At 40.1% G+C, this 24064-nt stretch carries 21 protein-coding genes; 3 read left to right on the top strand and 18 right to left on the bottom strand.

The features are described from left to right. The 6 genes from SKC37_RS03495 to SKC37_RS03470 are packed head-to-tail and all read right to left on the bottom strand — an operon-like array spanning position 1 to position 7338. Positions 1–1716 carry an IlvD/Edd family dehydratase gene (locus tag SKC37_RS03495; protein WP_377980126.1) on the bottom strand — a complete coding sequence of 572 codons (1716 nt, stop codon included), beginning with the start codon at positions 1714–1716 and terminating at the stop codon, positions 1–3. Next, entirely contained in the window at positions 1709–2347 is a 639-nt protein-coding gene (locus SKC37_RS03490; RefSeq protein ID WP_377980125.1) for a hypothetical protein, read from the bottom strand. The genes SKC37_RS03495 and SKC37_RS03490 overlap by 8 nt, the downstream gene beginning before the upstream one ends. After that, the gene (locus SKC37_RS03485) at positions 2340–3488 is read right to left on the bottom strand and encodes a MalY/PatB family protein (protein ID WP_377980124.1); all 1149 of its coding nucleotides are present in this window, start codon (positions 3486–3488) and stop codon (positions 2340–2342) included. The genes SKC37_RS03490 and SKC37_RS03485 overlap by 8 nt, the downstream gene beginning before the upstream one ends. Next, complete coding sequence (locus SKC37_RS03480) at positions 3478–4248, bottom strand: N-acetylmuramoyl-L-alanine amidase-like domain-containing protein (RefSeq protein WP_377980123.1); 771 nt, start codon at positions 4246–4248, stop codon at positions 3478–3480. Before SKC37_RS03480 ends, SKC37_RS03485 begins: the two co-directional genes overlap by 11 nt. A gap of 1 nt (position 4249) precedes the next feature. Next, the gene (locus tag SKC37_RS03475) at positions 4250–5575 is read right to left on the bottom strand and encodes an MFS transporter (protein ID WP_377980122.1); all 1326 of its coding nucleotides are present in this window, start codon (positions 5573–5575) and stop codon (positions 4250–4252) included. Positions 5576–5580: 5 nt separating this feature from the next. Beyond that, a complete protein-coding gene (locus tag SKC37_RS03470; RefSeq protein ID WP_377980121.1) occupies positions 5581–7338 on the bottom strand; it encodes an alpha-amylase family glycosyl hydrolase in 1758 nt (585 codons plus the stop codon). A gap of 98 nt (positions 7339–7436) precedes the next feature. Between SKC37_RS03470 and pgmB the strand changes: the two genes are divergently transcribed. Both pgmB and SKC37_RS03460 read left to right on the top strand, forming a co-directional pair. Then, positions 7437–8084, top strand: a complete 648-nt coding sequence (gene pgmB, locus SKC37_RS03465) for a beta-phosphoglucomutase (protein WP_377980120.1) — start codon at positions 7437–7439, stop codon at positions 8082–8084. An 80-nt stretch (positions 8085–8164) separates the two neighbouring features. Then, positions 8165–10435, top strand: coding sequence for a family 65 glycosyl hydrolase domain-containing protein (locus SKC37_RS03460; protein ID WP_377980119.1), 2271 nt, complete (start codon positions 8165–8167; stop codon positions 10433–10435). 148 nt (positions 10436–10583) lie between these two features. Here SKC37_RS03460 and SKC37_RS03455 read toward each other — a convergent pair whose 3' ends face one another. Further along, positions 10584–11588 (bottom strand): fatty acid desaturase, encoded by a 1005-nt coding sequence (locus SKC37_RS03455; RefSeq protein ID WP_377980118.1) that lies wholly within the window; start codon positions 11586–11588, stop codon positions 10584–10586. 160 nt (positions 11589–11748) lie between these two features. Here SKC37_RS03455 and dnaK point away from each other — a divergent pair, with 160 nt between their 5' ends. After that, positions 11749–13641 (top strand): molecular chaperone DnaK, encoded by a 1893-nt coding sequence (gene dnaK, locus SKC37_RS03450; RefSeq protein ID WP_377980117.1) that lies wholly within the window; start codon positions 11749–11751, stop codon positions 13639–13641. Positions 13642–13712: 71 nt separating this feature from the next. On the opposite strand, the gene SKC37_RS03445 is transcribed toward dnaK, so the two are convergent. The 11 genes from SKC37_RS03445 to SKC37_RS03395 all read right to left on the bottom strand — a co-directional run bounded on the left by SKC37_RS03445 (position 13713) and on the right by SKC37_RS03395 (position 23980). Next, complete coding sequence (locus SKC37_RS03445; RefSeq protein ID WP_377980116.1) at positions 13713–14477, bottom strand: DUF3050 domain-containing protein; 765 nt, start codon at positions 14475–14477, stop codon at positions 13713–13715. 1 nt (position 14478) lies between these two features. Then, a complete protein-coding gene (locus tag SKC37_RS03440) occupies positions 14479–15447 on the bottom strand; it encodes an XdhC family protein (RefSeq protein WP_377980115.1) in 969 nt (322 codons plus the stop codon). After that, positions 15444–16517 carry a cysteine desulfurase family protein gene (locus SKC37_RS03435; RefSeq protein WP_377980114.1) on the bottom strand — a complete coding sequence of 358 codons (1074 nt, stop codon included), beginning with the start codon at positions 16515–16517 and terminating at the stop codon, positions 15444–15446. The genes SKC37_RS03440 and SKC37_RS03435 overlap by 4 nt, the downstream gene beginning before the upstream one ends. Positions 16518–16583: 66 nt before the next feature. Further along, positions 16584–16928 carry a 50S ribosomal protein L20 gene (gene rplT / locus SKC37_RS03430; protein ID WP_130896642.1) on the bottom strand — a complete coding sequence of 115 codons (345 nt, stop codon included), beginning with the start codon at positions 16926–16928 and terminating at the stop codon, positions 16584–16586. Positions 16929–17008: 80 nt separating this feature from the next. Further along, positions 17009–17203 (bottom strand): 50S ribosomal protein L35, encoded by a 195-nt coding sequence (rpmI, locus tag SKC37_RS03425; protein WP_130896641.1) that lies wholly within the window; start codon positions 17201–17203, stop codon positions 17009–17011. Between the two features lie 89 nt (positions 17204–17292). Continuing rightward, positions 17293–17853, bottom strand: coding sequence for a translation initiation factor IF-3 (gene infC, locus SKC37_RS03420; RefSeq protein WP_377980113.1), 561 nt, complete (start codon positions 17851–17853; stop codon positions 17293–17295). 81 nt (positions 17854–17934) lie between these two features. Beyond that, the gene (gene thrS, locus SKC37_RS03415; RefSeq protein ID WP_377980112.1) at positions 17935–19875 is read right to left on the bottom strand and encodes a threonine--tRNA ligase; all 1941 of its coding nucleotides are present in this window, start codon (positions 19873–19875) and stop codon (positions 17935–17937) included. Positions 19876–19932: 57 nt separating this feature from the next. Then, the gene (locus SKC37_RS03410) at positions 19933–20793 is read right to left on the bottom strand and encodes a hypothetical protein (protein ID WP_377980111.1); all 861 of its coding nucleotides are present in this window, start codon (positions 20791–20793) and stop codon (positions 19933–19935) included. 20 nt (positions 20794–20813) lie between these two features. Further along, positions 20814–22208 carry an aldehyde dehydrogenase family protein gene (locus SKC37_RS03405; protein WP_377980110.1) on the bottom strand — a complete coding sequence of 465 codons (1395 nt, stop codon included), beginning with the start codon at positions 22206–22208 and terminating at the stop codon, positions 20814–20816. A gap of 2 nt (positions 22209–22210) precedes the next feature. Beyond that, the gene (locus tag SKC37_RS03400) at positions 22211–22969 is read right to left on the bottom strand and encodes a hypothetical protein (RefSeq protein ID WP_377980109.1); all 759 of its coding nucleotides are present in this window, start codon (positions 22967–22969) and stop codon (positions 22211–22213) included. Beyond that, positions 22970–23980, bottom strand: a complete 1011-nt coding sequence (locus SKC37_RS03395) for an AMP-binding protein (protein ID WP_377980108.1) — start codon at positions 23978–23980, stop codon at positions 22970–22972. It lies immediately after the preceding gene. Positions 23981–24064: the final 84 nt, after the last annotated feature.

Genomic DNA, 24064 nt, shown 5'->3' with positions numbered 1-24064 from the left:
CTAATGTGAATCGCGTGTTACGATAGAGCCAGAACCACCTTTCAAGAAATCGAAATCAGCTCCTTGATCCGCTTGTTCTACGTGATCAATAAAAAGACCCACATAGCCACGAATCGTTTTAGGCTTCTCAAAAGGTTGTGCTACTTTACGAGCAGCTAATTCTTCCTCCGATACTTCCCAATTAATCGTCCGATTTTCTACGTCTAAGGCAATGAAGTCTCCATTATGAACCCAATTCAATGGTCCACCAGCGGCGGATTCAGGAGAAACATGAAGAATAACCGTACCAAATCCCGTACCACTCATTCTACCATCAGAAATACGAACCATATCTTTGACTCCTTTTTCCAACAGCTTCTTCGGAATTCCCATATTACCTACCTCTGCCATCCCTGGATACCCCTTAGGCCCCACATTCTTCAAGACCATCACCGAATTTTCATCGACCTCTAATTCAGGTGAGTCAATTCGCGCGTGGTAATCTTCAATATTTTCAAAAACAACAGCTTTTCCTCGGTGCTTAAATAGCGCTTTTGATGCTGCAGATGGTTTCAAGACAGCACCATTGGGTGCCAGGTTTCCACGAACCACCGCTATTCCTGAGTCAGGTTTAAACGGAGCATCAAAAGTAGAAATGATGGAAGGCTCGTAAATAGGTGTATTTTCAATGTTCTCACCCACCGTCTTACCATTTACTGTCACAATCGACGTATGTAAATGCTCTTTCATTTGATTCATCAATGCCGGAAGTCCACCTGCATAATACAAGTCTTCCATAAAATGTTCTCCCGAAGGCTGAATATTAGCCAAAAGCGGAATATTACGCGAGAATTCATCAAAATCATCCAATTTCAAATCTACCCCTAATCGACCTGCAATAGCTGTTAAGTGAATCACAAAATTGGTCGAGCCACCTGTCGCTGCATTAACGCGAATGGCATTTTCGAAAGCAGGACGCGTTAATACTTTGGACATTTTCAAATCCTCATTCACCATTTCTACAATACGACGTCCAGAATGCTGTGCAAGCACTTTTCTACGTACATCAGCCGCAGGAATGGCAGCATTTTGTGGTAAACTTAATCCTAAAGCTTCTACCATCGTCGCCATCGTAGACGCTGTTCCCATCACGGCGCAATGTCCTGGTGTTCTAGCCATACACGCCTCAGCTTCGATAAATTCTTTCTGCGTTAATTCGCCTAGTTTATAGGCTTCGGCGAAACGCCAAACGTCAGACGTTCCAATTTCTTTCCCTTTAAATTTCCCTTTCATCATAGGTCCACCAGAGATAACCAAGGTTGGTAAATCGACGCTACAAGCACCCATCACAAGAGATGGAGTCGTTTTATCGCAACCACACATCAATACTACACCATCAATTGGATTTGCCCTTATCGATTCTTCTACATCCATACTCGCTAAGTTGCGGTATAACATGGCGGTAGGTTTGATTAAGGTTTCGCCTAAAGACATGACTGGGAACTCCACCGGAAATCCACCCGCTTCGATAATCCCTTTCTTTACAAATTCCGCTAATTCCCTAAAATGTGCATTACAAGGCGTCAATTCTGACCAAGTATTGCAAATACCGATGACCGGTTTACCTTGAAAATAATCATCTGGAATCCCTTGGTTCTTCATCCAAGCTCGGTAAATAAATCCATCTTTACCGGTCTTTCCAAACCACTGCTGCGAACGCAATTCTACTTTACTCATCTTCTTTTTCTAGGTCTAAGGTTTTAGAGAGGACGAAACTGCCGTCCACCCCATATTTATAATAACATAATCTGATTCCAACTCCCAAATCCGAGTACGGATCATTTTCAAAATCAAAAGAATGAACAATAGCCGCTTTTTCTAGGTATAAACTGTCATATCCTGAATAGCCTAAACGTTGTCGTCCCATAATAGCCGGAAAGCGAATAGACTTCAATTTGCCATACTCATATTCAAAAGCCAAAATACGGTAATTTTTACCCTGATAACCAGCCACCCAAAATTCGGGAGCAGCATTACCGTTTAAGTCAGTTGCTAGCACAGTGGATGCCTTAAAATCGGCAATTTTATTATCAAGTAATACGGCGTGACTTTTTTCAATATGAATGACACCAGATTCCACCGAAACAGTAAAATCTTCAAAGGCGGAGCTCAGAGAAGAAGTTGCAGGTTTGGAGATAGTATCATCTACAGCTATTAGAGCCAAAGAATCGCCATATGCTTTAACCACATCCATATCTGTTACTTCCGTATTTTCAGGCGTGTTATCTAATTCCGAAATATAGACAAATATGTATGCCAAAAATCCCAGCAACAATACAAACAAAAAAAACTTGAATAGCTTAGCCACTGATTACTGTTTTCATAAGTTCTATGGCCTTTTCTACTAAAGAATGAGGACATGCAAAGTTTAAACGCACAAAATTTTTGCCCATAAATTGCTCTCCACGTAATACATGTAAACCTGCGTCGAAACACTTCTTTTGAAAATCACCTAGCATAGCTTCGTCATATTCAATCCAAGCCAAATAAGTTCCCTCTAGCGGCTGCATAGCTAATCCAGGTGTGACGCGAACAAAATCCATCAATAAATCATGATTTGCTCGTAAATAGGGCAGAAGCTGAGCTAACCATTCTTCCCCATGGGCATAAGTGGCTAACATCACTTCAATGCTATGTCTTGATAACATCGAAAAAAAACCTGCTGACGCCTTAGTGAATTTGTCTCGCATAGCGGCATCCGGAATAACGGCTACCGCTCCGCCTAAACCTGCCGTATTAAAGGCTTTGGAAGTAGCGAAGAAACTTATAATCGGTTGTTTCTCCAACCGTCCAATAGATATATGTTCTGATTGAGGATATATACGCAAGTCCGCATGAATCTCATCTGAAACAATTGTCACATTATATTGAGCACATAGGTCAACCATGCGCGAAATCTCCGATGCATTAAAAACTGTACCACCTGGATTGTGAGGATTGCATAGAAGAAAAACTTTGGGCCCTTTCTGCAAACCTCTTTCAAAATCTTCAAAATCATAGGTCCAACGATCCCCCTCTTTGACCATTTCAAACGTAATAAGCGGACAATTTACCCAACCTGCCACCAAGTGAAAGGGATGATAAACAGGTACTGCCGTTATAATACCCTCATTTTCATTCGTTAATGCTGCGCAAGCTGCCGTAATTCCAGGCACAATACCGGGAATCCAAACTTGGGAATCAAGCGAAATAGACCAAGCGTAATCGCGTTCAATTTTATGCTGAGCAGCTATTTTTAAAGATTCAGGAACAATAGAGTAACCTAAAATGCCGTGAGCCGTAATACGATCCAAAGCCTCTAAAATTTCATCTGCCACCGGAAAATCCATATCAGCCACTGGCATCGGAAGCATAGCTAGGCTCTGAGGGTAGGTCACATTGTCCCATTTGAATGAATGGGTTTGGTGGCGATCAATAATTTGGTCGAAATTGTATGTTTTACTTGGCATATTCCGGTCTAAAGACATTAAATCCTATCATTGAAGGATGATTCTTTAAATATACGGAAATTGATTCAACTGATTGACACACTTTCTGGCGATCTTGCGATGCATGAACCAGATAAAAATGACCATTCATCTCCCGAATAAATCCTACATGCTGATAATCAAGGTCCTTTCGTTTAGAGACAAAAGCAATCAGGTCCCCAGAATGTAGGTAAGATTTGATTTGGGGAAATGCTGCACTCGGAACATAATTTAATGGTAACAAACTTTGTTCAGTAGCTTGAATAGAGGGTAAAGAAATGAGTAGATTTTTAGGAGCCAAATAATGAGACAGAAAATCTATTTTTTTGACGGCTAACACTCGAAAATGAGCCGGTATTACTTGTTTAAACAAACCCTTTTCCTCCATTTGTGCCAAAGCAGCGCTCAAATAATGATTTCTATTTTCAAATGAAATTGGTTTTTGACTATACCTAATCTGCGCTAATTCTTTTAAGAAAAGACTATCTACGCCGTTGGAACGATATAAACTCCACACATTTTCCACTAAAGTGACACAGTCAAAACCGGTAAAATCGACTACGAATTTCTCCGGATTTTGGTTAGATAAAGCATGAGAGACATAGGGAAGACCATAAAAGTGTGAGGCGATCAATAACGGGTCCTGTTTTTTACGCGCCTCCTGGATTTTAGGTAATATGCCAGCTGGAATAACCTGCGAAAAAGAAAGAAAAGGTAAACACAAGAATAGCCAAAATTTCATCTTACGCTTTCTCTTTTATCCATAAAACACTAATCGATCCTAATATCAAAAATACTCCCGCTGCTAGTATGGCATAAACAGGATTACCACCATAAAGATATTTTACAATAGGACCACCAATAATTCCATTCACAATTTGAGGTAACGTAATAAAAAAATTAAAAATCCCCATATAAACACCCATTTTAGACATCGGAATTGATCCGGCTAAAATAGCATAAGGCATAGCTAATATAGAGGCCCAGGCCATACCAACACCTACCATACTTGCAATTAACCATTGATCATTTGAAATAAAATAGATAGAAATTAATCCCAATCCACCTGCTATCAAGGAAATAGCATGGGTCGACTTATTTCCAATAACCCGCGCGATTCGGGGTAAAAAAATGGCATAAATAGCAGATACACCACTATAAACGCCGAACAAAATACCGACCCAATCTCCAGCTTCCTGATATTTTGCAGAAGAGTGATCAGAAAGAGGTAAATTATATACACTATGCGCAATAGCAGGAGTAGAGAATACCCACATAGAAAACAAGGCAAACCAAGAGAAAAATTGAACCAAACCTAATTGTCGCATGGTGAATGGCATCTCCTTAATATAACGGAATACCGATAAAATCGAGTCCTGTGAACCCTCTTCTTCAAAACCCATTGCCTCCCGCTCCGCAGGCGAATATTCTTTCGTCGTAACAATCGTCCAAACTATCGCCGTTATAAAAACAGCAGCGCCTACATAAAAACTGTACAATACATTTGCTGGAATTTGACCATTGATTACCTCCTTAGAAATACCAAACCAATTCCCAAACATATAAGGCAAGGAAGAACCCACTACAGCCCCAATTCCAATTAAAAAGGTCTGGATGGAGAATCCAAGTGTATTTTGCTCATCTGGCAAATTATCGGCTACTAAAGCTCTAAATGGTTCCATCGCCACATTAAAAGAAGCATCCATCATCATTAATATACCAGCTCCTACAATAATAGGCGGAATAAAATTCGCTAAAGCACCCGCGTGAGGGAAAAAGAATAAAGCGGTGGCGGCTAGTATGGCTCCTGTTAAAAAGAATGGTTTTCTACGACCCAAACCGTTCCAAGTTCTATCTGAATAAAAACCAATAATGGGTTGGATAATCATACCCGTTAAAGGTGCAGCTAACCAAAACCAAGATAATTGTTCTACATCAGCACCAAAGTTTTGGAGTACTCGCGTCGCATTTCCGTTCTGTAAAGCAAAACCAAACTGAATGCCTAAAAATCCGACACTCATATTAAAAATTTGGGCAATACTCAGGCGAGGTTTAGTAAATGTTTTCATAAATCTTAAAGTGAAATAATGATAGCAGAATTAGAGGGAATTTGAACACGATTTCCATCCACTTTAGGAGCGGGTGCTACAGGAGGAACAAACGATTTTACTGCTTTTAACGTGTAAGATTTAACTCCCATCATATCCAATGCTAATGTTGGAATTTCTATGTTGAAATCGTGATTCACAGCATCAAAATTACAAATGATTAAGTTGCGTCCTTTATCTGTATAGCGTAAATAGGCATACACCTTATCTTTTGGATAGGCTGCATTTTGCGCATATTGAAGATCAAAGAATTTTCCTTTTTGGATCACATCGCTCGAATTAATCCAAGCAATTAATGACGTATAAAAAGAATCTATCTCTTTTTCTTCGGAAGTTAATTTACCCCCATCAAATTTGCCTCCATTCAACCAACGTTGCTGAGTATCGACACGGTAAAAATCAAACATCGTCGTTCGATCATCTGCATCATTAAAGCCCTCAATTTCTTGCGCTTTTTCCCCAAATTCCTGACCAAAATAAATCATCAATGGCCCATCGTGCATACTTGCCGTCAACACCATGCCTGGTATAGTAGACCAAAAATTACCTGCCGCAAAGCCTGGTGAATTCAAGCGAGTCTCATCATGATTCTCTAAAAAACGCAACATATGATTAGCGAAATCACCTGATTCCTGTTGCCAGACACGGGTAATATCCGCTGTTGTAGCGCCTGGTTTTTTCTCCATAATGTGGCGAATACCATCATAAAGCCCTACTTTATCATATAAATAATCAAAACCACCTTTGAAAATGTAATTCCTATATTCTTGTGGATTATAAATCTCAGCGATGAAAACTGCATTAGGATTTACAGCTTTTACTTTTGGAATCGCATAGGCCCAAAATTCGACAGGTACCATCTCTGCCATATCGCAACGGAATCCATCCACGCCTTTATTCGTCCAATACAACAATACATCTGTCATTTTCAACCAAGTATCTGGAATCGGATCAAAATGTGTTTGATTTCCATGTTGATGATCAACACCGTAGTTTAGCTTCACCGTCTCAAACCAATCATGAATGGATGGTTGGGCAGAAAAAACATTATTACCACTGACTTTGGCTGGAATCTCGATGTAAGGGACTGTAACTGGAACTGGCGGATTTACACCAGTGGGAATCGTAAATTGTGTTCCTGGTAAATAGTAAAAATTATTTGCTGGAGAAAAGGAGAGGTCTTTATTATCATTTTGGCCAAAATCAACCACACCAGCTGGCTTCTGATCAGAATGATACGCTCTTGCTAAGTGATTAGGCACAAAGTCCAACACTAATTTTAAATCTGCCTGGTGAACCCGATCTAACATAGCTGCAAACTCTTGCATTCGATCAACAGGTTTTTCTGCTAAAAAAGGATTAACATCATAGTAATCTTTAATCGCAAAAGGAGAGCCTGCCCGTCCTTTAACCACCTGTGGATGGTCTAAAGGGGAACCAAAGGCAGAAAAATCCTCCATGGTAGCATGCTCTAAAATACCGGTAGTATATAAATGAGAATAGCCTTTCTTCTTTAAGGCTTGCAGCCCTTTACTAGAAACGTCTTTGAATTTAGTTACCCCATTTTCCGCAGCGGAACCATTTCTTTTAACAACAGTTTGTTGATTTCCCCATAGATGAAACATCATTTGGTAAACAACAAGTTTATCTGATTTAGTAGAACTTTGAGCCATAAGTGGATGGATTAAGGCGGCGGATAGAAGTAATAAGTAAAATTTACGCATATTTTTCAAAATAAACTGTCTAGCACAGCAGAAAAAGGTTTTTTGGCAGATGTAAATGTAATAATTTTGCTAATCTTTAAAACAATCCCTACTTAAATATGTCTTACAAAGCCTGCCTTTTTGATCTCGATGGAGTATTAGTTGATACAGCGATTTACCACTTTCAAGCCTGGAAAATGCTAGGAGAAAATTTCAACTACCAATTAACAGAAGAGCAGAACGAACAATTAAAGGGTGTTTCCAGAGTAGAATCATTGAATCGCATTTTGGATTGGGCCTCTTTTTCGGCTACGGATGAGCAAAAGGAAGCTTGGTTAAAAGAGAAAAACGACAATTACCTACAATTAATCTCCAATATGAACCCGTCCGAAATCCTTCCAGGTGTGGTGGATTTTTTAGGCCAAATCAAAGCAGAGGGCTATAAAATCGCTTTAGGTTCCGCCAGTAAAAATGCGGAAATCATCTTAATAAAGACAGGATTAATGTCTTGGTTTGATCTAATCATCGATGGAAATAAAGTAAGCAAGAGCAAACCAGACCCAGAAGTGTTCTTGAAAGGTGCCGAGGGACTAGGTTTTTCACCAGCAGAATGCATCGTATTCGAAGATGCACAAGCTGGGGTTGAAGCTGCCATAAATGGAGGAATGAAAGTGATTGGAATAGGAGAAGCATCGGTATTGAGCGATGCTAACAAAGTAATTCCGAACTTTATCGGAATAAAATCGGCTGATTTACTTCTTTTTTAAAGAAACAGCCTAGCACAGAAATGTCCAAAATTTACAATTTTCTATTTTTGTGACATTGTCCTAATTACCTAATAAACTGAATGAAGCAATATCTTAAAATAGATGAATGGAAAGTCATTGAAGACCAATTCCATCCTGCCTACAACGAAATCACCGAATCCATCTTTTCTCTCGGCAACGGACGAATGGGACAAAGAGGTTCATTTGAAGAAACTTATACAGGTAAAACCCTTCAAGGAAATTATGTAGCGGGCGTCTATTATCCAGATAAAACACGTGTAGGTTGGTGGAAAAATGGGTATCCAGAATATTTTGCCAAGGTTTTAAATGCCGCTAACTGGAATGGCCTATCTATCCAGATCGGCGGAGTAGAGGTCGATTTACACACGAGTGAAATCCATTCATTTTACCGTGAATTGAACATGAAAGAGGGTTATATCCTTCGTACCTGCGAAATCACCTTAGCCAATGGAAAGCGTTTAGCCATTGAATCCGTTCGCCTAAATAGCATGGCAGATGATGAATCAGGTGTTATTTCCTATTCTATTACACCACTAAACTTCACCGAAGACATTCAAGTAAAAGCATTTATTGATGGAGACATCAAGAATAAAGACTCGAATTACGATGAGAAATTCTGGGATGAGGTAAAGGTGGGTTCAAATTTTGTTTGGTCCAAAACCAAGAAAACAGGTTTCGAGGTAATTACCGCTCAACAAATTGAAATTAAAGCTAACGGTCATAAAATTGACGCAAAAGCAACCTCCACAACGCGCGAAAAGTACAGTGAACTTGCATACACGCTTTCAGCCAAGCAAAGCGAAAAGTTAACCATCATTAAATATGCGGTTAATATTAGCTCTGAGAATCACCCAACTGCGTCCTTTGAAAAAATCGCCTCAGACTATTTAGCCCTTATTTCAGCGAAAGGTTTTGACAAAATGTTGCAAGAACAAGCGGCAGCTTGGGCAACCAAATGGGCTATCAACGATATCATCATCTCAGGTGACGCATCCGCTCAACAAGGCATTCGTTTCAATATATTCCAAATGAACCAAACCTACACAGGGGAGGACGATCGTTTAAATATTGGTCCTAAAGGCTTTACTGGTGAGAAATACGGTGGATCGACCTATTGGGATACAGAAGCTTATTGCATTCCATTCTATTTAGGAACCGCTCCTGCTAAAGTTTCTAAAAACCTATTAATCTACCGTTGGAAGCAATTAGATCGCGCCATTGAAAACGCAGGCAAATTAGGCTTTAATAAAGGTGCAGCTCTTTATCCGATGGTAACGATGAACGGAGAAGAGTGCCACAACGAGTGGGAAATCACTTTCGAAGAAATCCACCGTAATGGAGCCATCGCCTATGCGATTATGGATTACGTGAATTACACTGACGACCGCAAACACTTAGTGGAATACGGTTGGGAAGTGTTGATCGGAATCGCACGTTTCTGGGCTCAACGCGTAAACTGGTCGGAAGACAAGCAGAAATACGTCATGTTAGGCGTAACAGGTCCTAATGAATACGAAAACAACGTAAACAATAACTGGTACACGAACTACATCGCCACCTGGTGTTTAAAATACACGCTTGAAGTTTACGCAGAGATTCAACAAAATTACCCTGCAGAAGCTGCGGCTAAAATTACTTCAACAGCCTTCGCGAAAGAAGAAATAGCACAATTCCAGCACATCATCGAAAACATGTATTTCCCCCGCGATGAAAAACAGGGAATCTATTTGCAACAAGATGGTTTCTTAGACAAGGTAATCGCCCCAGTTGACACCATTACTGCTGAAAGACCAATTAACCAAAAATGGTCTTGGGATCGCATCCTACGTTCTTGCTACATCAAACAAGCGGACGTATTACAAGGAATTTATTTCTTTGAAGACGATTTCAGCCTTGAAGAATTAGAGCGCAATTATAATTTTTATGAACCTATTACTGTACACGAATCTTCTTTAAGCCCATGTGTTCACAGCATATTAGCCGCTAAACTAGGCAAAGAAGACAAATCATATGAATTCTACACACGTGCCGCACGTTTAGACTTAGATGATTACAATAACGATACAGAGGATGGTTGCCACATCACCAGTATGGCCGGCACCTGGATGTCGATCATAAAAGGTTTTGGTGGCATGCGCTTAAAGGATCACACCTTGCATTTCAATCCATTCTTGCCAAAACAGTGGAACGAATTCTCCTTCAAAATCAACTTCCGTGCGAATCAATTAAACATCGCTGTAAAAAAATCGGGAGTGGAGATTACTAATTTGGCGGGTCCGGAGTTGAAAGTTTTTGTGCATAATAATCCACGCATACTAAGTAAAGTATAAAGCATAGAGCACAAAGCATAAATTATGTATTAAAAAAGGGATCAAATTTTGATCCCTTTTTTAATGAATTCGTGAAACACATTTCCTATACTCATTGCCTAAGGCGATTCAATCATTATTCTTTGTGCTTTATACTTTATGCTTTAAATTAAGCTTTATTTATGAGTTCTATATCCGGCATCGATTGATCCGTCAGTGGAACTCCGTCACGCTCTTTACGCGCAATACGAGAATACAAGCCTACTTCTTGTGAGAATAGGAAAGTAAAGAATAGCTTTACGAAAGAGGTATGGTATTTTAAGTTGTCATAAAACTCAGGAGCGGCTGCCTTTAACTTTGGCAAATTATTCCAAGGCACAGAGGGCATATCATGGTGTTCATTATGGTAACCCACATTCATATTAATACCATTCAAATTACCATAATAGGAATACGTCTCCTGGTTCTTGTCTAAAACCAAGAAATGTTCCTGAATCCAACGTGCTCCCAGTGGGTGAAGTCCTACAGAGAACAAGAAACTTAATCCCATATAAGCTAATGATGACCAACCCCAGAAATACACAATGATCGCATCAAAGGCTATTTGAGCAATAATATTCAGGATGACTGGACGATCAAACACCGCTAATTCGATACAACGCATCGTACGAATGCCTTGAAAGAAAGGGAACAACAATAACCAGATCATCTTACCGATGAAATAATTATCGATCAATTTAGCCTCCCAATAATCCGGTAAATCAGCATCTAATTCATGAACTCCTTGAAAAGCATGGTGCTTTAAATGGAAATTCTTGAACGAAATGGCTGTAGGAAATAGGGAAGGGAAGTTAGCAATGATTCCCGCTAACACATTCCAAGAATTCTTTTTGAAAATCAAATTGTGTGCAGATTCATGAATACAAACAAATAGGGTATGGGTAGGAAAAGCGCCAAATACCCAAGCAACTGCCACAATAGCCCACCAAGGGTAATCCTTGATGAAATAAGCCATGGCGATCTGCATACCTACACAAGCCAAAATCCAAACAAATGTCATTGGATTCTTACCGATTAAATTCTTCACTTCAGGATGCGCTCTCACAATGGCACGTGTACGCGCTCTGTGCGGTTCTGGGCCTTCTACCCAATTAAAATCTTTTGATTCGGACATAATTGTCTAATTTTTAATATACAAATATACCACATATCGCCATTTTTTCCGTTAGCTTACTGATTTTAAATCAAAAGGTGACAATATGTCACAAAAGCCTTTGGTCATCTCAAATGGCACATTCCTTGTATAAATGCTGTCAAAATATTTAAAAATAATCATGGGAAAAATTATTGGAATTGACTTAGGAACCACCAACTCATGTGTGGCGGTAATGGAAGGGAACGAGGCAGTCGTTATTGCAAACTCAGAAGGTAGACGTACGACTCCATCGATCGTTGCATTTTTAGAGAACGGCGAACGTAAAGTAGGTGATCCTGCGAAAAGACAAGCGATTACAAATCCACAGAATACGATTTCATCTGTGAAGCGATTCATGGGTAAAAAATATTCAGAGGTTAGCTCTGAACTAAAAACGATTTCTTACTCGGTAGAGCAAGGAAATAATGATACGCCACGTGTTCGCATCGGTGATCGTTTATATACACCACAAGAGATTTCTGCGCAGATTTTGACAAAAATGAAGCAAACAGCAGAGGATTATTTAGGCCAAACTGTAACGGAAGCGGTTATCACGGTTCCAGCTTACTTTAATGATGCCGAGCGTCAAGCGACGAAAGAAGCAGGTCAAATCGCTGGTTTGGAAGTAAAACGTATCATCAACGAGCCTACGGCTGCGGCCTTAGCTTATGGCGTAGACAAAGGTGGTAAGGATATGAAGATTGCGGTATTCGACTTAGGTGGTGGTACGTTTGACGTTTCGGTTCTAGAATTAGGCGATGGCGTATTCGAAGTAAAATCAACAGATGGCGATACACACCTAGGTGGAGATGACTTTGACCAAGTAATCATCAACTGGTTAGCAGAAGAATTCATCGCTGACGAGAATATCGACTTGCGTAAAGATCCAATGGCTTTACAGCGCTTAAAAGAAGCGGCTGAAAAAGCGAAAATCGAATTAAGTTCAAGTGCTTCTACAGAGATCAATTTACCGTACATTATGCCGGTAGATGGTATTCCGAAACACTTAGTACGTTCCTTATCAAAAGCGAAATTCGAGCAATTAGCCGATAGCTTAATCCAGCGTACTCTAGAGCCTTGTAAGCGTGCGATGAAAAACGCAGGTTATACGAACTCGGATATCGATGAGGTCATCTTAGTAGGTGGTTCGACGCGTATTCCTCGTATTCAGGAGGAAGTAGAGAAGTTCTTTGGCAAAAAACCATCAAAAGGAGTTAATCCAGATGAGGTGGTTGCGATCGGAGCGGCTATCCAAGGTGGTGTATTAACAGGAGAGGTGAAAGACGTTTTATTATTAGACGTAACGCCACTTTCATTAGGTATTGAAACCATGGGTGGTGTATTCACGAAATTGATCGAAGCTAATACAACGATTCCTACGAAGAAGTCTGAAACCTTCTCTACGGCAGCGGATAACCAACCATCCGTAGAATTAAACGTGCTACAAGGTGAGCGTCCAATGGCAAAAGATAACCGTTCATTAGGCCGTTTCCACTTAGATGGTTTGCCACCTGCACAACGCGGTGTACCTCAAATCGAAGTGACATTTGATATTGATGCAAATGGTATCTTGAACGTTTCTGCCAAAGACAAAGGAACAGGTAAAGAGCAAAAAATCCGCATCGAAGCATCTAGTGGCTTAACTGACGAGGATATCGAGAAAATGCGTAACGAGGCGAAAGCAAACGAGGCTTCGGATAAATTAGAAAAAGAAAAAGTAGAAAAAATCAATCAAGCAGATGCGTTGATTTTCCAATCAGACAAGCAATTGAAAGAATACGGTGAGAAATTATCGGAAGGAAATAAAACAGCGATCGAAGGTGCTTTAGCAGAATTGAAAGTGGCTCACGCTTCTCAAGATTTAGCCGGTATCGATGCTGGATTAGAAAAACTAAACACAGCTTGGACTGCAGCATCACAAGAGATGTATGCGGCAGGAGCTGAGGCAGAAGGCGGCCAAGCAACTCAATCAGCAGATTCGAATGGATCTGACGGAGGAGCGGAAGACGTTTCTTTTGAAGAAGTAAAATAAGCCTAAGCTGCAAAGTAAAAAAGCCCGATCTGCTCTAGATCGGGCTTTTTTTATGCCACATCTTTACTCTCTTATCTATTATCTACAATCCCGTCCCACAACTTCAACCTAACCTGCAAAGATTCCACCGCAGCCTGTGTAGCTTTCTGCCACTTTAACTCATCGTTACCACACAAGTGATCCATCATTTTATAGGCTAACTCACTGTGGTGACCACCATCTACTTCGATATGACGCTCTAAGTAATACACTAAAGTTTCTACTTTATCCGGTGAATCTCTTTTTAATTGATCAACAATAACTTGAAACATTTCTGGAATGATATCTTCTCTGCCAAAAGTAAAAATAGCCGCAATCTCTTCCATGCTTCTATTTTGAATCGAAGAAAAAGTAAACGTCAAGAAAGCCTTAACGGATTCAGGGATATTGGTCTTAGGAATAGCTAGCAATAATTCTTCCAAATTCGCATAAGATCTCAATTCGTGTAAGAAAGGAGAGGGCATAAACGACAATTCCTCCATCGCTCTTAAATAAAGTTCGAAATGGCTGATATATACTCCATTTTGATCCACATCGGATTCTTCCCCTAACACAATCTCATTGATTAAATAACGAACTTCTGCTGGTCCTTTGGGATTCCAAGGCACATCCACCGAGGTAAATTCCTGTTGCAACTTCTTTACTAAGGACATAAAGTCCCATACAGCGAAGACATGGTGCTTCATAAATACCTCTAGCTCTGCTGTACTTTGGATATAGGTGTTAATTGGATGATGCACTAAAGCATCTCGTAAAGGACTAATTTGTTCTTTTAGGCGGTTGATCTGTGTACTCATGTTATTCGTGAATGGCGCGATCTCGTAAACTTAATCGCTGACCGTTTCTATTATTTTTTGTTATTAGAATTTCTGCCAAAATGGAGATCGCAATCTCTTCTGGTCCTTCCGCACCAATATCCAAACCAATCGGTGTCGAAATAGGTAATAGTGTAACTAAATCCTGCTTGAAATGGTTTTGGAGCTTTTCAAATCTTTTCTTAGGTCCTAGAATTCCCACATAGGCTGGTGCAATAGGAGCGGAGAGCAATTTTTCCAAAATCTTCACATCCTTATCCAAATCATGCGTCATCATCACCAGAAAATCGGAAGTTTGTATAGGCCAAAGATCCTCATAACTGTAACGACCATTGACAGCTACATGCGATGACATTTTGGACAAAATACCCACCCAATTCACACGCCAAGCCAATCCACTCGCTTGCTGAATAAATCCATGCGCATCAAATTGATTACCAAATACCCATACCGTCATAGGCGCCGGCAAATACTCCGTAAAGACGTCATCCGACCATTCACTTCCATGTGAGACAGACGCATCCTCTAATTCAATTTGAAAATGAGCAGAATGATGCATTTTTAATGTGTGCGCTTCATTTCCATCTAAATGACTCTCCAGTGCCTCGACAAGTACATTAATTTGATCCTGAAATGGATTAATATGAATTTCAATGACTCCTTGACAACCTAATCCAATGCCTAAAGCAAACGGGTCTTCCTCGCGGGTGTCATAGGTTATCGTTTTATAGCTCTGCGAAAACAAGGCAAGCTGTGCCTTCTTCAAAATATCCCCCTCTAAACACCCCCCAGAAATTCCTCCCCACCAGTTCCCATCTTCTGCGATCAACATTCTCGCTCCTGGACGACGGTAGGCGCTACCCTCCACACGAACCACAGTTGCTAAGACAAATTTTAACCCAGCTTTTTGCAAATCCTTTACTTGCTGAATGACCGTATAAAGTTCTTTCATAGGAGTTTGGGTAAATTTTGGGAAAGGATTTCGCATACACGATCAATTTCCTCTTCTGTGGTAAAATAGCCTAAACTTATTCGGCCACTCGCTAGCGCATCCTCATCTGAATGTCCTAAGGCTTTCAAAACGTGAGAGGGTAATTCTGTTTTTGCATTACAAGCAGAACCATTCGAAAAAGCTAAGCCGTTAAATACTTGAAACATCTTTTCCCAATCAGCCCCTTTTAGCGTAAAATTAAGAATGGATGGAACGGAATTTTCAGGAGAATTAATCAATGGGAGGTAACTAGAAAGGCGCTCTTTGGCATCCTGGTAAAAAGAAGCCCTAGAAAGCCATTCTGGGATCAGCTCTACCGCTTTTGCCAGGCCCACGATTAATGGAACTGGTAAAGTACCGGGACGTAAACCTCGTTCTTGTCCACCACCATATGAAGTAGGCTGTATAGGAACTCGAGCAATTAAAGCACCGATTCCCTTAGGGCCATAAATCTTGTGTCCACTAAAACTGAGAAGATGGGGCAATTTAGTCAGCGAGAGTTTTCCTATGGCTTGAGTTGCATCTGTATGGAAACAAATACTTCGAGCTTCACAGAGGCGCAATACCTCCTCATAATCCAGAATCGTACCCAGTTCATTATTCACTAACATTAACGATACTAAAACGGTATCTGAGCGAATGGCTTTTTCAAGTTCCGCACTATCCGTCAAATAAGTCACCGACCAACCTTCGACCTCTAAGGCATGAAACACCTCTAATACAGCCTTGTGTTCCATAACACTCGTAATGAGGTGTGCTTTCGGCTTTCCCTGCAGAAAACCACGTATTGCTAAGTTAATAGATTCAGTGGCGCCGGATGTAAATACGACTTCGGAGGATTTTACTTGAAAATAGGTTGCTAGTGTCGCACGAGATTGCTCCACCGCTTCTGCGGCTCTCCAACCATACAAATGGGCAGACGAACCTGCATTTCCAAATACTTCAGTAAAATAGGGGAGCATAGCTGAAAGCACCTCCGAGTGAACCGGAGTAGTCGCTGCATAATCAAGGTAGATCGGCTGATGCATCATAGGACAAATATAGGCACAAAAAAAAGCCCCGAAAAATTCGAGGCTCTCTTTCTGTTGAAACAAGAATTACTTCAAGTTCTTCACAACTGCTTTGAAAGCTTCTGGATGATTCATCGCTAAGTCAGCTAAAACTTTACGATTTAAAGTCATTCCAGATTTATTGAATTTACCCATGAACGCTGAGTAAGAAAGACCTTCTTGACGAGCTGCTGCATTGATACGTTGGATCCATAAACCACGAAAATCTCTTTTCTTAACTTTACGATCACGGTATGCGTATTGCAAACCTTTCTCAACTTTGTTTTTTGCTACTGTCCAGACATTTTTTCCGCGACCGTAGAATCCTTTCGCTAACTTAAGGATTTTCTTTCTTCTAGCTCTTGAGGCTACGTGATTGACACTTCTTGGCATAATTTTTTGTTTTTTGAAATGAGGCGAATCGGTTGATTACTTGAGCCTTCTTTCTGGTTTAACAATAACTTAAATTCTAATTAAAGACCTAACAATAAGTTAACGCGGTCCATATCAGATGGGTGAACTAAAGTAGCGTGAACTAAATTACGCTTTTGTTTAGTTGTTTTTTTAGTTAGGATATGGCTATGAAATGCGTGTTTACGCTTAATCTTACCAGTTCCCGTTACTTTGAAACGTTTTTTCGCTCCAGAGTTAGTTTTAATTTTTGGCATTGTTTGATAATTATGTAAAAATTAAATTTTGAAATTTGGAATGCAAAAGTAATGAAAATTACCCTATAATTCCAGCATCCGTATGAAAATTATTTCTTGATAGCTTTAGGGGAGAAGATGATGCTCATACGCTTACCTTCTAATTTAGGCATATCGTCTGGCTTACCTACATCTTCTAAACCTTTAGCAAAATTCAAAAGCAACATTTCACCACGCTCCTTAAACACAATCGTTCTACCCACAAAGTGCACGTAAGCTTTCACTTTAGCACCTTCTTTTAGGAAATTAACGGCATGTTTTAATTTGAAATTGAAATCATGTTCATCCGTGTTAGGACCGAAACGAATCTCTTTAATGACCGTTTTCGTTGCATTAGCTTTGATTTCCTTTTGTTTCTTTTTTTGATCATACTTGAATTTAGCATAATCGATGATCTTACAAACAGGAGGGACTGCTTTAGGAGAAATCTCCACTAGATCTAAACTTTGAGCACCAGCTAATTCTAACGCTTTCTCAAAGGGATAAACTCCCACCTCAATATTCTCACCCACTAATCGAACTTCTTCGACTCCTCGAATTAATTGATTGATCCGATAGGGCTCTTCTTCTCTTCTGTTTCCTCTGTAATTGTTATTCGGGCGTAAAGCCATAAAATAAAATGGGTTTAATATATATTAAATCGAAAGCTAAATCAAAATTAACGCATTTGCAAGCAAAAAGCGTATAAGGTCCTATTTTTCATACGTTAAAGACTGGATTTCTTCTTGCGCCATCGCAATGAATGCATCCAAAGTCATAGACCCTACATCTCCGTCTCCTTTCTTACGAACACTAACGATACCCTCCGCTTGCTCTTTTTCACCTACAACAATCATAAAAGGAACCTTAGCGATTTCTGCATCGCGAATTTTACGCCCCATCTTTTCATTACGGTGATCTACATACCCCCGTAAATCTTTCTCTTGTAAGCGTAGGTATAATTCATTTGCATAATCTTCGTATTTCTCAGAAATAGGAAGAACAGCGATTTGATCAGGTGATAACCATAATGGGAAATTACCTGCGGTATTCTCAATTAAAATAGCCACGAAACGCTCTAATGAACCAAATGGCGCGCGGTGAATCATTACCGGACGGTGTTTCAAATTATCTGAACCCGTATATTCTAATTCAAACCGTTGTGGTAATTGATAATCTACCTGAATGGTACCTAACTGCCACTTACGTCCCAAGGCATCTTTCACCATAAAGTCAAGCTTAGGGCCATAGAAAGCCGCTTCGCCGTATTCTATCACGGTAGGTAAACCTTTGGCTTCTGCAGAACGAATGATCGCTGACTCCGCGCGATCCCAATCTTCATCGTTACCGATGTACTTTTCTCTATTCTCTTTATCACGCAAAGAAACTTGAGCTGAATAGGAATCAAAACCTAAGGCTTTGAACACATATAAAACCAAGTCAATCACTTTCATAAACTCGTCCTCTACTTGATCTGGACGACAGAAAATGTGCGCATCATCTTGAGTAAAGCCTCTCACACGCGTTAAACCGTGCAATTCACCACTTTGCTCATACCGATATACCGTACCAAACTCCGCTAAACGCAAAGGTAAATCCTTGTAAGAACGAGGCTTTGTCTTGTAAATTTCGCAGTGGTGAGGGCAATTCATTGGTTTTAAGAAGAATTCCTCATTTTCATCTGGCGTACGAATGGGTTGGAAAGAATCCTTTCCGTATTTCGCATAGTGACCAGAAGTCACATATAATTCTTTGCTCGCAATGTGTGGAGTGATTACAGGTGAATATCCCGCTCTTACTTGTGCACGACGTAAGAAATTTTCTAAACGCTCCCGCAATAATGTGCCTTTAGGTAACCACAAGGGGAGACCCATCCCCACTTTTTCAGAGAACGCAAACAACTCCATTTCCTTACCGAGTTTACGGTGGTCTCGGCGTTTTGCCTCTTCTAATAGAGTTAAATACTCTTCTAATTCTTTGGCTTTCGGAAAGGTAATCGCATAAATACGGGTTAATTGCTTACGCTTTTCATCACCCCGCCAATAAGCCCCAGCAACAGATAGTAATTTAACAGATTTAATAAAACCTGTATTAGGGATGTGTGGTCCACGGCATAAATCCGTGAAGTTACCTTGATTATAGAAGGTAATGGAGCCATCGGCTAAACCATCAATCAGTTCTAATTTGTATTCATCTCCTTTCTCTTTAAAATAAGAGATAGCATCAGCTTTGGAAACAGACGTACGAACATATTCATTCTTCGTACGTGCTAATTCGAGCATTTTATCTTCGATCGCTTTGAATTGATCTGAACCAAATTCTTGCTCTCCTAAGTCAATATCATAATAAAACCCATTTTCAATAGCGGGTCCAATACCAAATTTAGTACCTGGATATAGGGCTTCAATCGCTTCCGCTAATAGGTGAGCTGAGGAATGCCAAAAGGTCTTTTTCCCGTCAGCATCATTCCAGGTTAATAATTGTAGCGCAGCGTCCGCCTCTATAGGAGTGGAAGAATCCACTACTTCACCATTTAAATTTGCTGCTAACACGTTCCGTGCTAAACCCTCAGAAATAGACAAGGCAACTTGAAATGGGGTGATTCCTTTTTCAAATTCTCTGACTTGCCCATCAGGAAATGTAATTTTGATCATGCTAAAAAATTTGTGCAAAGGTACAAATTAAGGCGCAATGTAACCCAATGCCCCTCTTTAATTTTGAACTAAGGTATCTTTTTTACTCGATAAAGAATCAGATGATGATTCTGTGCGTTTCTCAGGCAATTTACCTTGCCTAGCTAAGTCCATATAAACTAATTCAGCCGCCAAAGACTTCGTTCTTGGAAACACTTTTAAAATCTGCTTGTATACGGAAGACGCCTGCTCGTATTTCTTCATTTTAACCAAAAAACGTGCCCAAAAGCGCATAAAAAGAGGATCCATTGGGTATTTTTTAAGACTAGCCAATAACTCTTTCTGGTAACGCAGGTTAGACAGAGACTCCAAGCCGTATTCATAATAGATGTAAACAAGCGGAGACTCATCTGTAGGTTTATTATCCATTAGCTCAAACAAGCGAACAGAATCCGAAACGGCATAATCTTTCACTGATTTTAGTAGCGTATGATCTGTTTTCGAAAGTAAAGTGGCATCAATCTTCTTTAGGTATTTGCGACCTAAATTAAATTGATTGGTAGCAAAGTAATTCTGGGCTAAGAGCAATTCATTTTGCTCAGAGTTAAACGCTGTTGCTTCGACTAACTTAGCTCTGTCTATAGAAGTGGCATAATCCTCTACTTTCTGTTTGATGACTGAAGAAAGCGCTAAATAAGCGGGCACTCCGGGGTTATCACGTAGAGCTTTCTCTATATCTTGATCTGCCAAACCATAAGCATGCAGCGTTTCATAATTTCTTGCCCGCAAAAAATAAAGATTCGCACTAGGTTGATCTTCTAGTTGAAGTGTCAAAAATTGAACGTTTTTTGCCGCTTGCTGCCCCGTCAAGATTGTCTGCTGATCAGGTATATTCTCTCCTTTGGAATCGGATGAACTTTGGCAAGACCACAAAAACATACACCCTAGAACGAATAACCTTATAACCATTTTAACACAAAATCAATCATCCAACGCACTTTTGCACCATAAGGAGGATAAAAATTCTTTAATAAATTAGTTCGTTGAATAACAACAGATTTTTGATTAGAAAATTCAACGAATCCATAATGACCACCCGATTTTCCGATACCCGAATGATTCACCCCACCGAAAGGCAATTCATTATGACCAAATTGAATCAAACAATCATTCACCACCGAAGTTCCTGAACTCGTATGATCCAAAATATACTGATTAAATACGGTATCTGTCGAAAACACGTACAACGCCAGTGGCTTGTCGCCTTGGCGAATATTCTCTGTTATTTGAACCTCATTTTGATAAGACATCACCGGTAGGATAGGGCCAAAAATCTCCTCCTGCAAGATGCGCATGTCAGGCGTGCAATTCACCAAAACAGTAGGTTCGATAAAGCAATCCTCCGCATCCGTCTTTCCACCAAATAATACTTGCGCACCTTTTTCTTTTGCATCTTCCAATAGTGAAACGATCCTATCAAAATGACGACGATTCACAATACGAGCATAATCTTTACTTTTGGCCACATTATTACCATAAAATGACTCAACAGTTGCTTCTAACGCTTTCAAAAAAGAGAAGTAATTCTTCTCGTGCAAATAGAGGTAATCTGGGGCGATACAGGTTTGACCATTATTCAAAAACTTCCCCCAAGCAATTTTAGCTGCCGCTTCTTCCACATTCACTTCTGGGCCCACAATCGCCGGAGATTTACCACCTAATTCAAGTGTAACAGAGGTCAAATGTTTCGCCGCTGCAGCCATAACTACTTTACCAATAGCGGGACTTCCTGTAAAGAATATGTGATCAAATTTTTGCTCTAATAAAAACGTAGAGACAGTTGCGTCTCCTTCAAAAACCGCCACTTCACTTTTATCAAACAAAGACGAAATCATCTTCTGGATAAAAGCTGCAGTAGCAGGGCTTAATTCAGATGGCTTTAAAATGACCGAATTACCCGCTGCAATGGCATGCACTAACGGGCAAATCGATAGATTAAAGGGATAATTCCAAGGAGAGATAATCAAACAAAGCCCTTTAGCTTCGTATTGCACTAATCCTTTAGTACCTAATAACATGAGTGGAGTAGAAACAGACTGAGGTTTCATCCAAGACTTCAAATGCTTGACGGTGTGGTTGATTTCTCGCTTAACACCTAACATCTCCGCAATGACAACTTCAGAGGCTGGCTTCTTGAAATCAGCAAACAAGGCATCACATAAATCGTCTTTGTGCTGCATTAAGTAACTTTCGATTTTACGTAATTTCTCAATCCGCTCCGCAGCAGTAGAAGTAGACAATCGCAATAAGGCCGATTTCTGTAAGTCAAGAACGTCTAGAATTTGATTTTCCATAGTTAAAAAATGAATTGTAATTTTTCTTCTAACTCGTCAAAATAGTAATTGTTCCCACTTGGTTTACGAAGCGAATGCCCCGCCACGTACCACAAACCATCCCCTGGATAAACAGCTAAACTAGCCGATTTACAATTCTGGTTTGCTTTATCTGCAGAAAATTCAGCGATAAAAACGTGGTTCATTAAATCTTGTAATTCCTCCCAATTAGAAAACACTTTTTGACCTTCCTCGCTTTCTAGATAGGTAAAACTCAAGGAAGCAAATGACATCTCTCCTTCAATTTTGCGCCAATTACCCGCACGATCTTTGAATTGAAAACCTAAATAAAGGGGTAATTCGCGACCATCTATTTCGAACATCGCTTGCATGAATTCTTGAATCAAGGATTCTTGTGACTCTAAATACAAAGGCACATTAGGCGTTGTGTCATTCGCCTCTAACGTAATAAAAGGCTCCTGATCTTTAGGTGAACATGATCCAGTGACATATTCTTGAAAAGCGGCTCCTAAACGATCCCGCCAAACCAAAGGCAATTCACCCTCATATGTCCAGCTATCATCCGGTACTAAACCATCCGCAATTAACTCTTCGCGAGAAAAATCGGAACGATCAATATATTGAATTTCAATAGCTATTGTAGGCTTATCTGTATCAAATTGGTTAAAAGTAAATACAGCTTCTAAATGATAAGGGGCCGGCACATTGATGGGCGACTCATAGAATAGTTTAAAGCTGCGGGATAATTTATTCGGATTCATCTAAAGGGAATTAAGATACAAAGCTACGGTTTTCGCCGTATCAATTTTAGCACTAGCGGTTTTTATAAAAGCAGGATGACAAATGATTTCTTTGGGAATCTCTGCTGAGCTTAATAGCTCTGTTTCTAGATTAATTGAAACGGGTGATGAAGATTCCAAAAACAAAACTAATTTTTGACCCCAGAATGCATCTGGAATTCCTGCAACAAAGAGGGGCAAGGAGGTAATCGATCGATAAAATGCTTCTATTTTTTCAGGCTGCAACTTGATGCCCCCTGAATTAATCACTCGATCTAAACGTCCATTTAAGACAAATTGACCCGCAGCCACCAATTCAACCTTATCACGTGTCTCGATCCACTTGTTATCCGTGACCGGAGCACAGATTAATAAACAGTCTTCGTCATTCTGACCTATTTGAACACCTGGCAACGTTTGATAATAGGACTGATTCCAAGTTCGATAGGCAACATGCGAAACTGTTTCAGTCATGCCATAGGTTTCGAAAACTGGAAAACCATAGTCAATCCGCAGGCTCTCAGGCACAGAGGCGCCACCCAAGAGAATACCTTTTGACTGTTCAAAATAATGGAGGAGTTGAATGTCGGAATCAAGAATAGTCGCCCACTGCGTAGGAACAAAAGAGGCTAAATGAATGTCTTGGGGAGGGATTTGGCTTAAAGGATTTTGGCAAGGTTCAACTAATATCAATGCTAAATCGTTTACCAAAGCCCGCACTAAAACCATCGCACCAGCAATATAGGTAGGAGGCAGGGACAATAAAGCAGAATCGCCTTTCTCGAGTTTCAACCAATCTCCAGTCATCTTAGCTGAAACATATAATCGCTCCCTAGAGATCACAATGGGCTTAGGTTCTCCTGTAGATCCCGAGGTATGAAAGGTAAATTCCGGCTGACCAGCTCGCCATGCCTGACAAAAGACAAAGACCTGCTGTTCAAAATCCGATTCAGCCTCAGGGAAATCCAAGAAAAGGGAAGCTAGATGACGCATATAATTAGAAATTCTTTCCAAAATTAACCAAACATTCTCTAATTTCGTAGGTTATTAAAGGTGTACCCTTTACTAAGCCCCATT

The sequence above is a fragment of the Aquirufa esocilacus genome, assembly GCF_042715595.1.
Lineage (GTDB): Bacteria > Bacteroidota > Bacteroidia > Cytophagales > Spirosomataceae > Aquirufa > Aquirufa esocilacus.
This window is presented reverse-complemented; position numbering and strand designations above follow the sequence as displayed.

Excerpts from the sequence above, each read along its gene's own strand:
- SKC37_RS03395 (WP_377980108.1), bottom strand. The coding sequence starts at position 23,980 with ATGCGTCATCTAGCTTCCCTTTTCTTGGATTTCCCTGAGGCTGAATCG.
- SKC37_RS03400 (WP_377980109.1), bottom strand. The coding sequence starts at position 22,969 with ATGAATCCGAATAAATTATCCCGCAGCTTTAAACTATTCTATGAGTCG.
- SKC37_RS03445 (WP_377980116.1), bottom strand. The coding sequence starts at position 14,477 with ATGAGTACACAGATCAACCGCCTAAAAGAACAAATTAGTCCTTTACGA.
- SKC37_RS03460 (WP_377980119.1), top strand. The coding sequence starts at position 8,165 with ATGAAGCAATATCTTAAAATAGATGAATGGAAAGTCATTGAAGACCAA.
- SKC37_RS03455 (WP_377980118.1), bottom strand. The coding sequence starts at position 11,588 with ATGTCCGAATCAAAAGATTTTAATTGGGTAGAAGGCCCAGAACCGCAC.
- SKC37_RS03440 (WP_377980115.1), bottom strand. The coding sequence starts at position 15,447 with ATGAAAGAACTTTATACGGTCATTCAGCAAGTAAAGGATTTGCAAAAA.
- SKC37_RS03405 (WP_377980110.1), bottom strand. The coding sequence starts at position 22,208 with ATGGAAAATCAAATTCTAGACGTTCTTGACTTACAGAAATCGGCCTTA.
- thrS (WP_377980112.1), bottom strand. The coding sequence starts at position 19,875 with ATGATCAAAATTACATTTCCTGATGGGCAAGTCAGAGAATTTGAAAAA.
- SKC37_RS03410 (WP_377980111.1), bottom strand. The coding sequence starts at position 20,793 with ATGTTTTTGTGGTCTTGCCAAAGTTCATCCGATTCCAAAGGAGAGAAT.
- infC (WP_377980113.1), bottom strand. The coding sequence starts at position 17,853 with ATGGCTTTACGCCCGAATAACAATTACAGAGGAAACAGAAGAGAAGAA.
- SKC37_RS03495 (WP_377980126.1), bottom strand. The coding sequence starts at position 1,716 with ATGAGTAAAGTAGAATTGCGTTCGCAGCAGTGGTTTGGAAAGACCGGT.
- SKC37_RS03485 (WP_377980124.1), bottom strand. The coding sequence starts at position 3,488 with ATGCCAAGTAAAACATACAATTTCGACCAAATTATTGATCGCCACCAA.
- rpmI (WP_130896641.1), bottom strand. The coding sequence starts at position 17,203 with ATGCCAAAAATTAAAACTAACTCTGGAGCGAAAAAACGTTTCAAAGTA.
- SKC37_RS03480 (WP_377980123.1), bottom strand. The coding sequence starts at position 4,248 with ATGAAATTTTGGCTATTCTTGTGTTTACCTTTTCTTTCTTTTTCGCAG.
- SKC37_RS03475 (WP_377980122.1), bottom strand. The coding sequence starts at position 5,575 with ATGAAAACATTTACTAAACCTCGCCTGAGTATTGCCCAAATTTTTAAT.
- SKC37_RS03470 (WP_377980121.1), bottom strand. The coding sequence starts at position 7,338 with ATGCGTAAATTTTACTTATTACTTCTATCCGCCGCCTTAATCCATCCA.
- rplT (WP_130896642.1), bottom strand. The coding sequence starts at position 16,928 with ATGCCAAGAAGTGTCAATCACGTAGCCTCAAGAGCTAGAAGAAAGAAA.
- SKC37_RS03435 (WP_377980114.1), bottom strand. The coding sequence starts at position 16,517 with ATGATGCATCAGCCGATCTACCTTGATTATGCAGCGACTACTCCGGTT.
- pgmB (WP_377980120.1), top strand. The coding sequence starts at position 7,437 with ATGTCTTACAAAGCCTGCCTTTTTGATCTCGATGGAGTATTAGTTGAT.
- dnaK (WP_377980117.1), top strand. The coding sequence starts at position 11,749 with ATGGGAAAAATTATTGGAATTGACTTAGGAACCACCAACTCATGTGTG.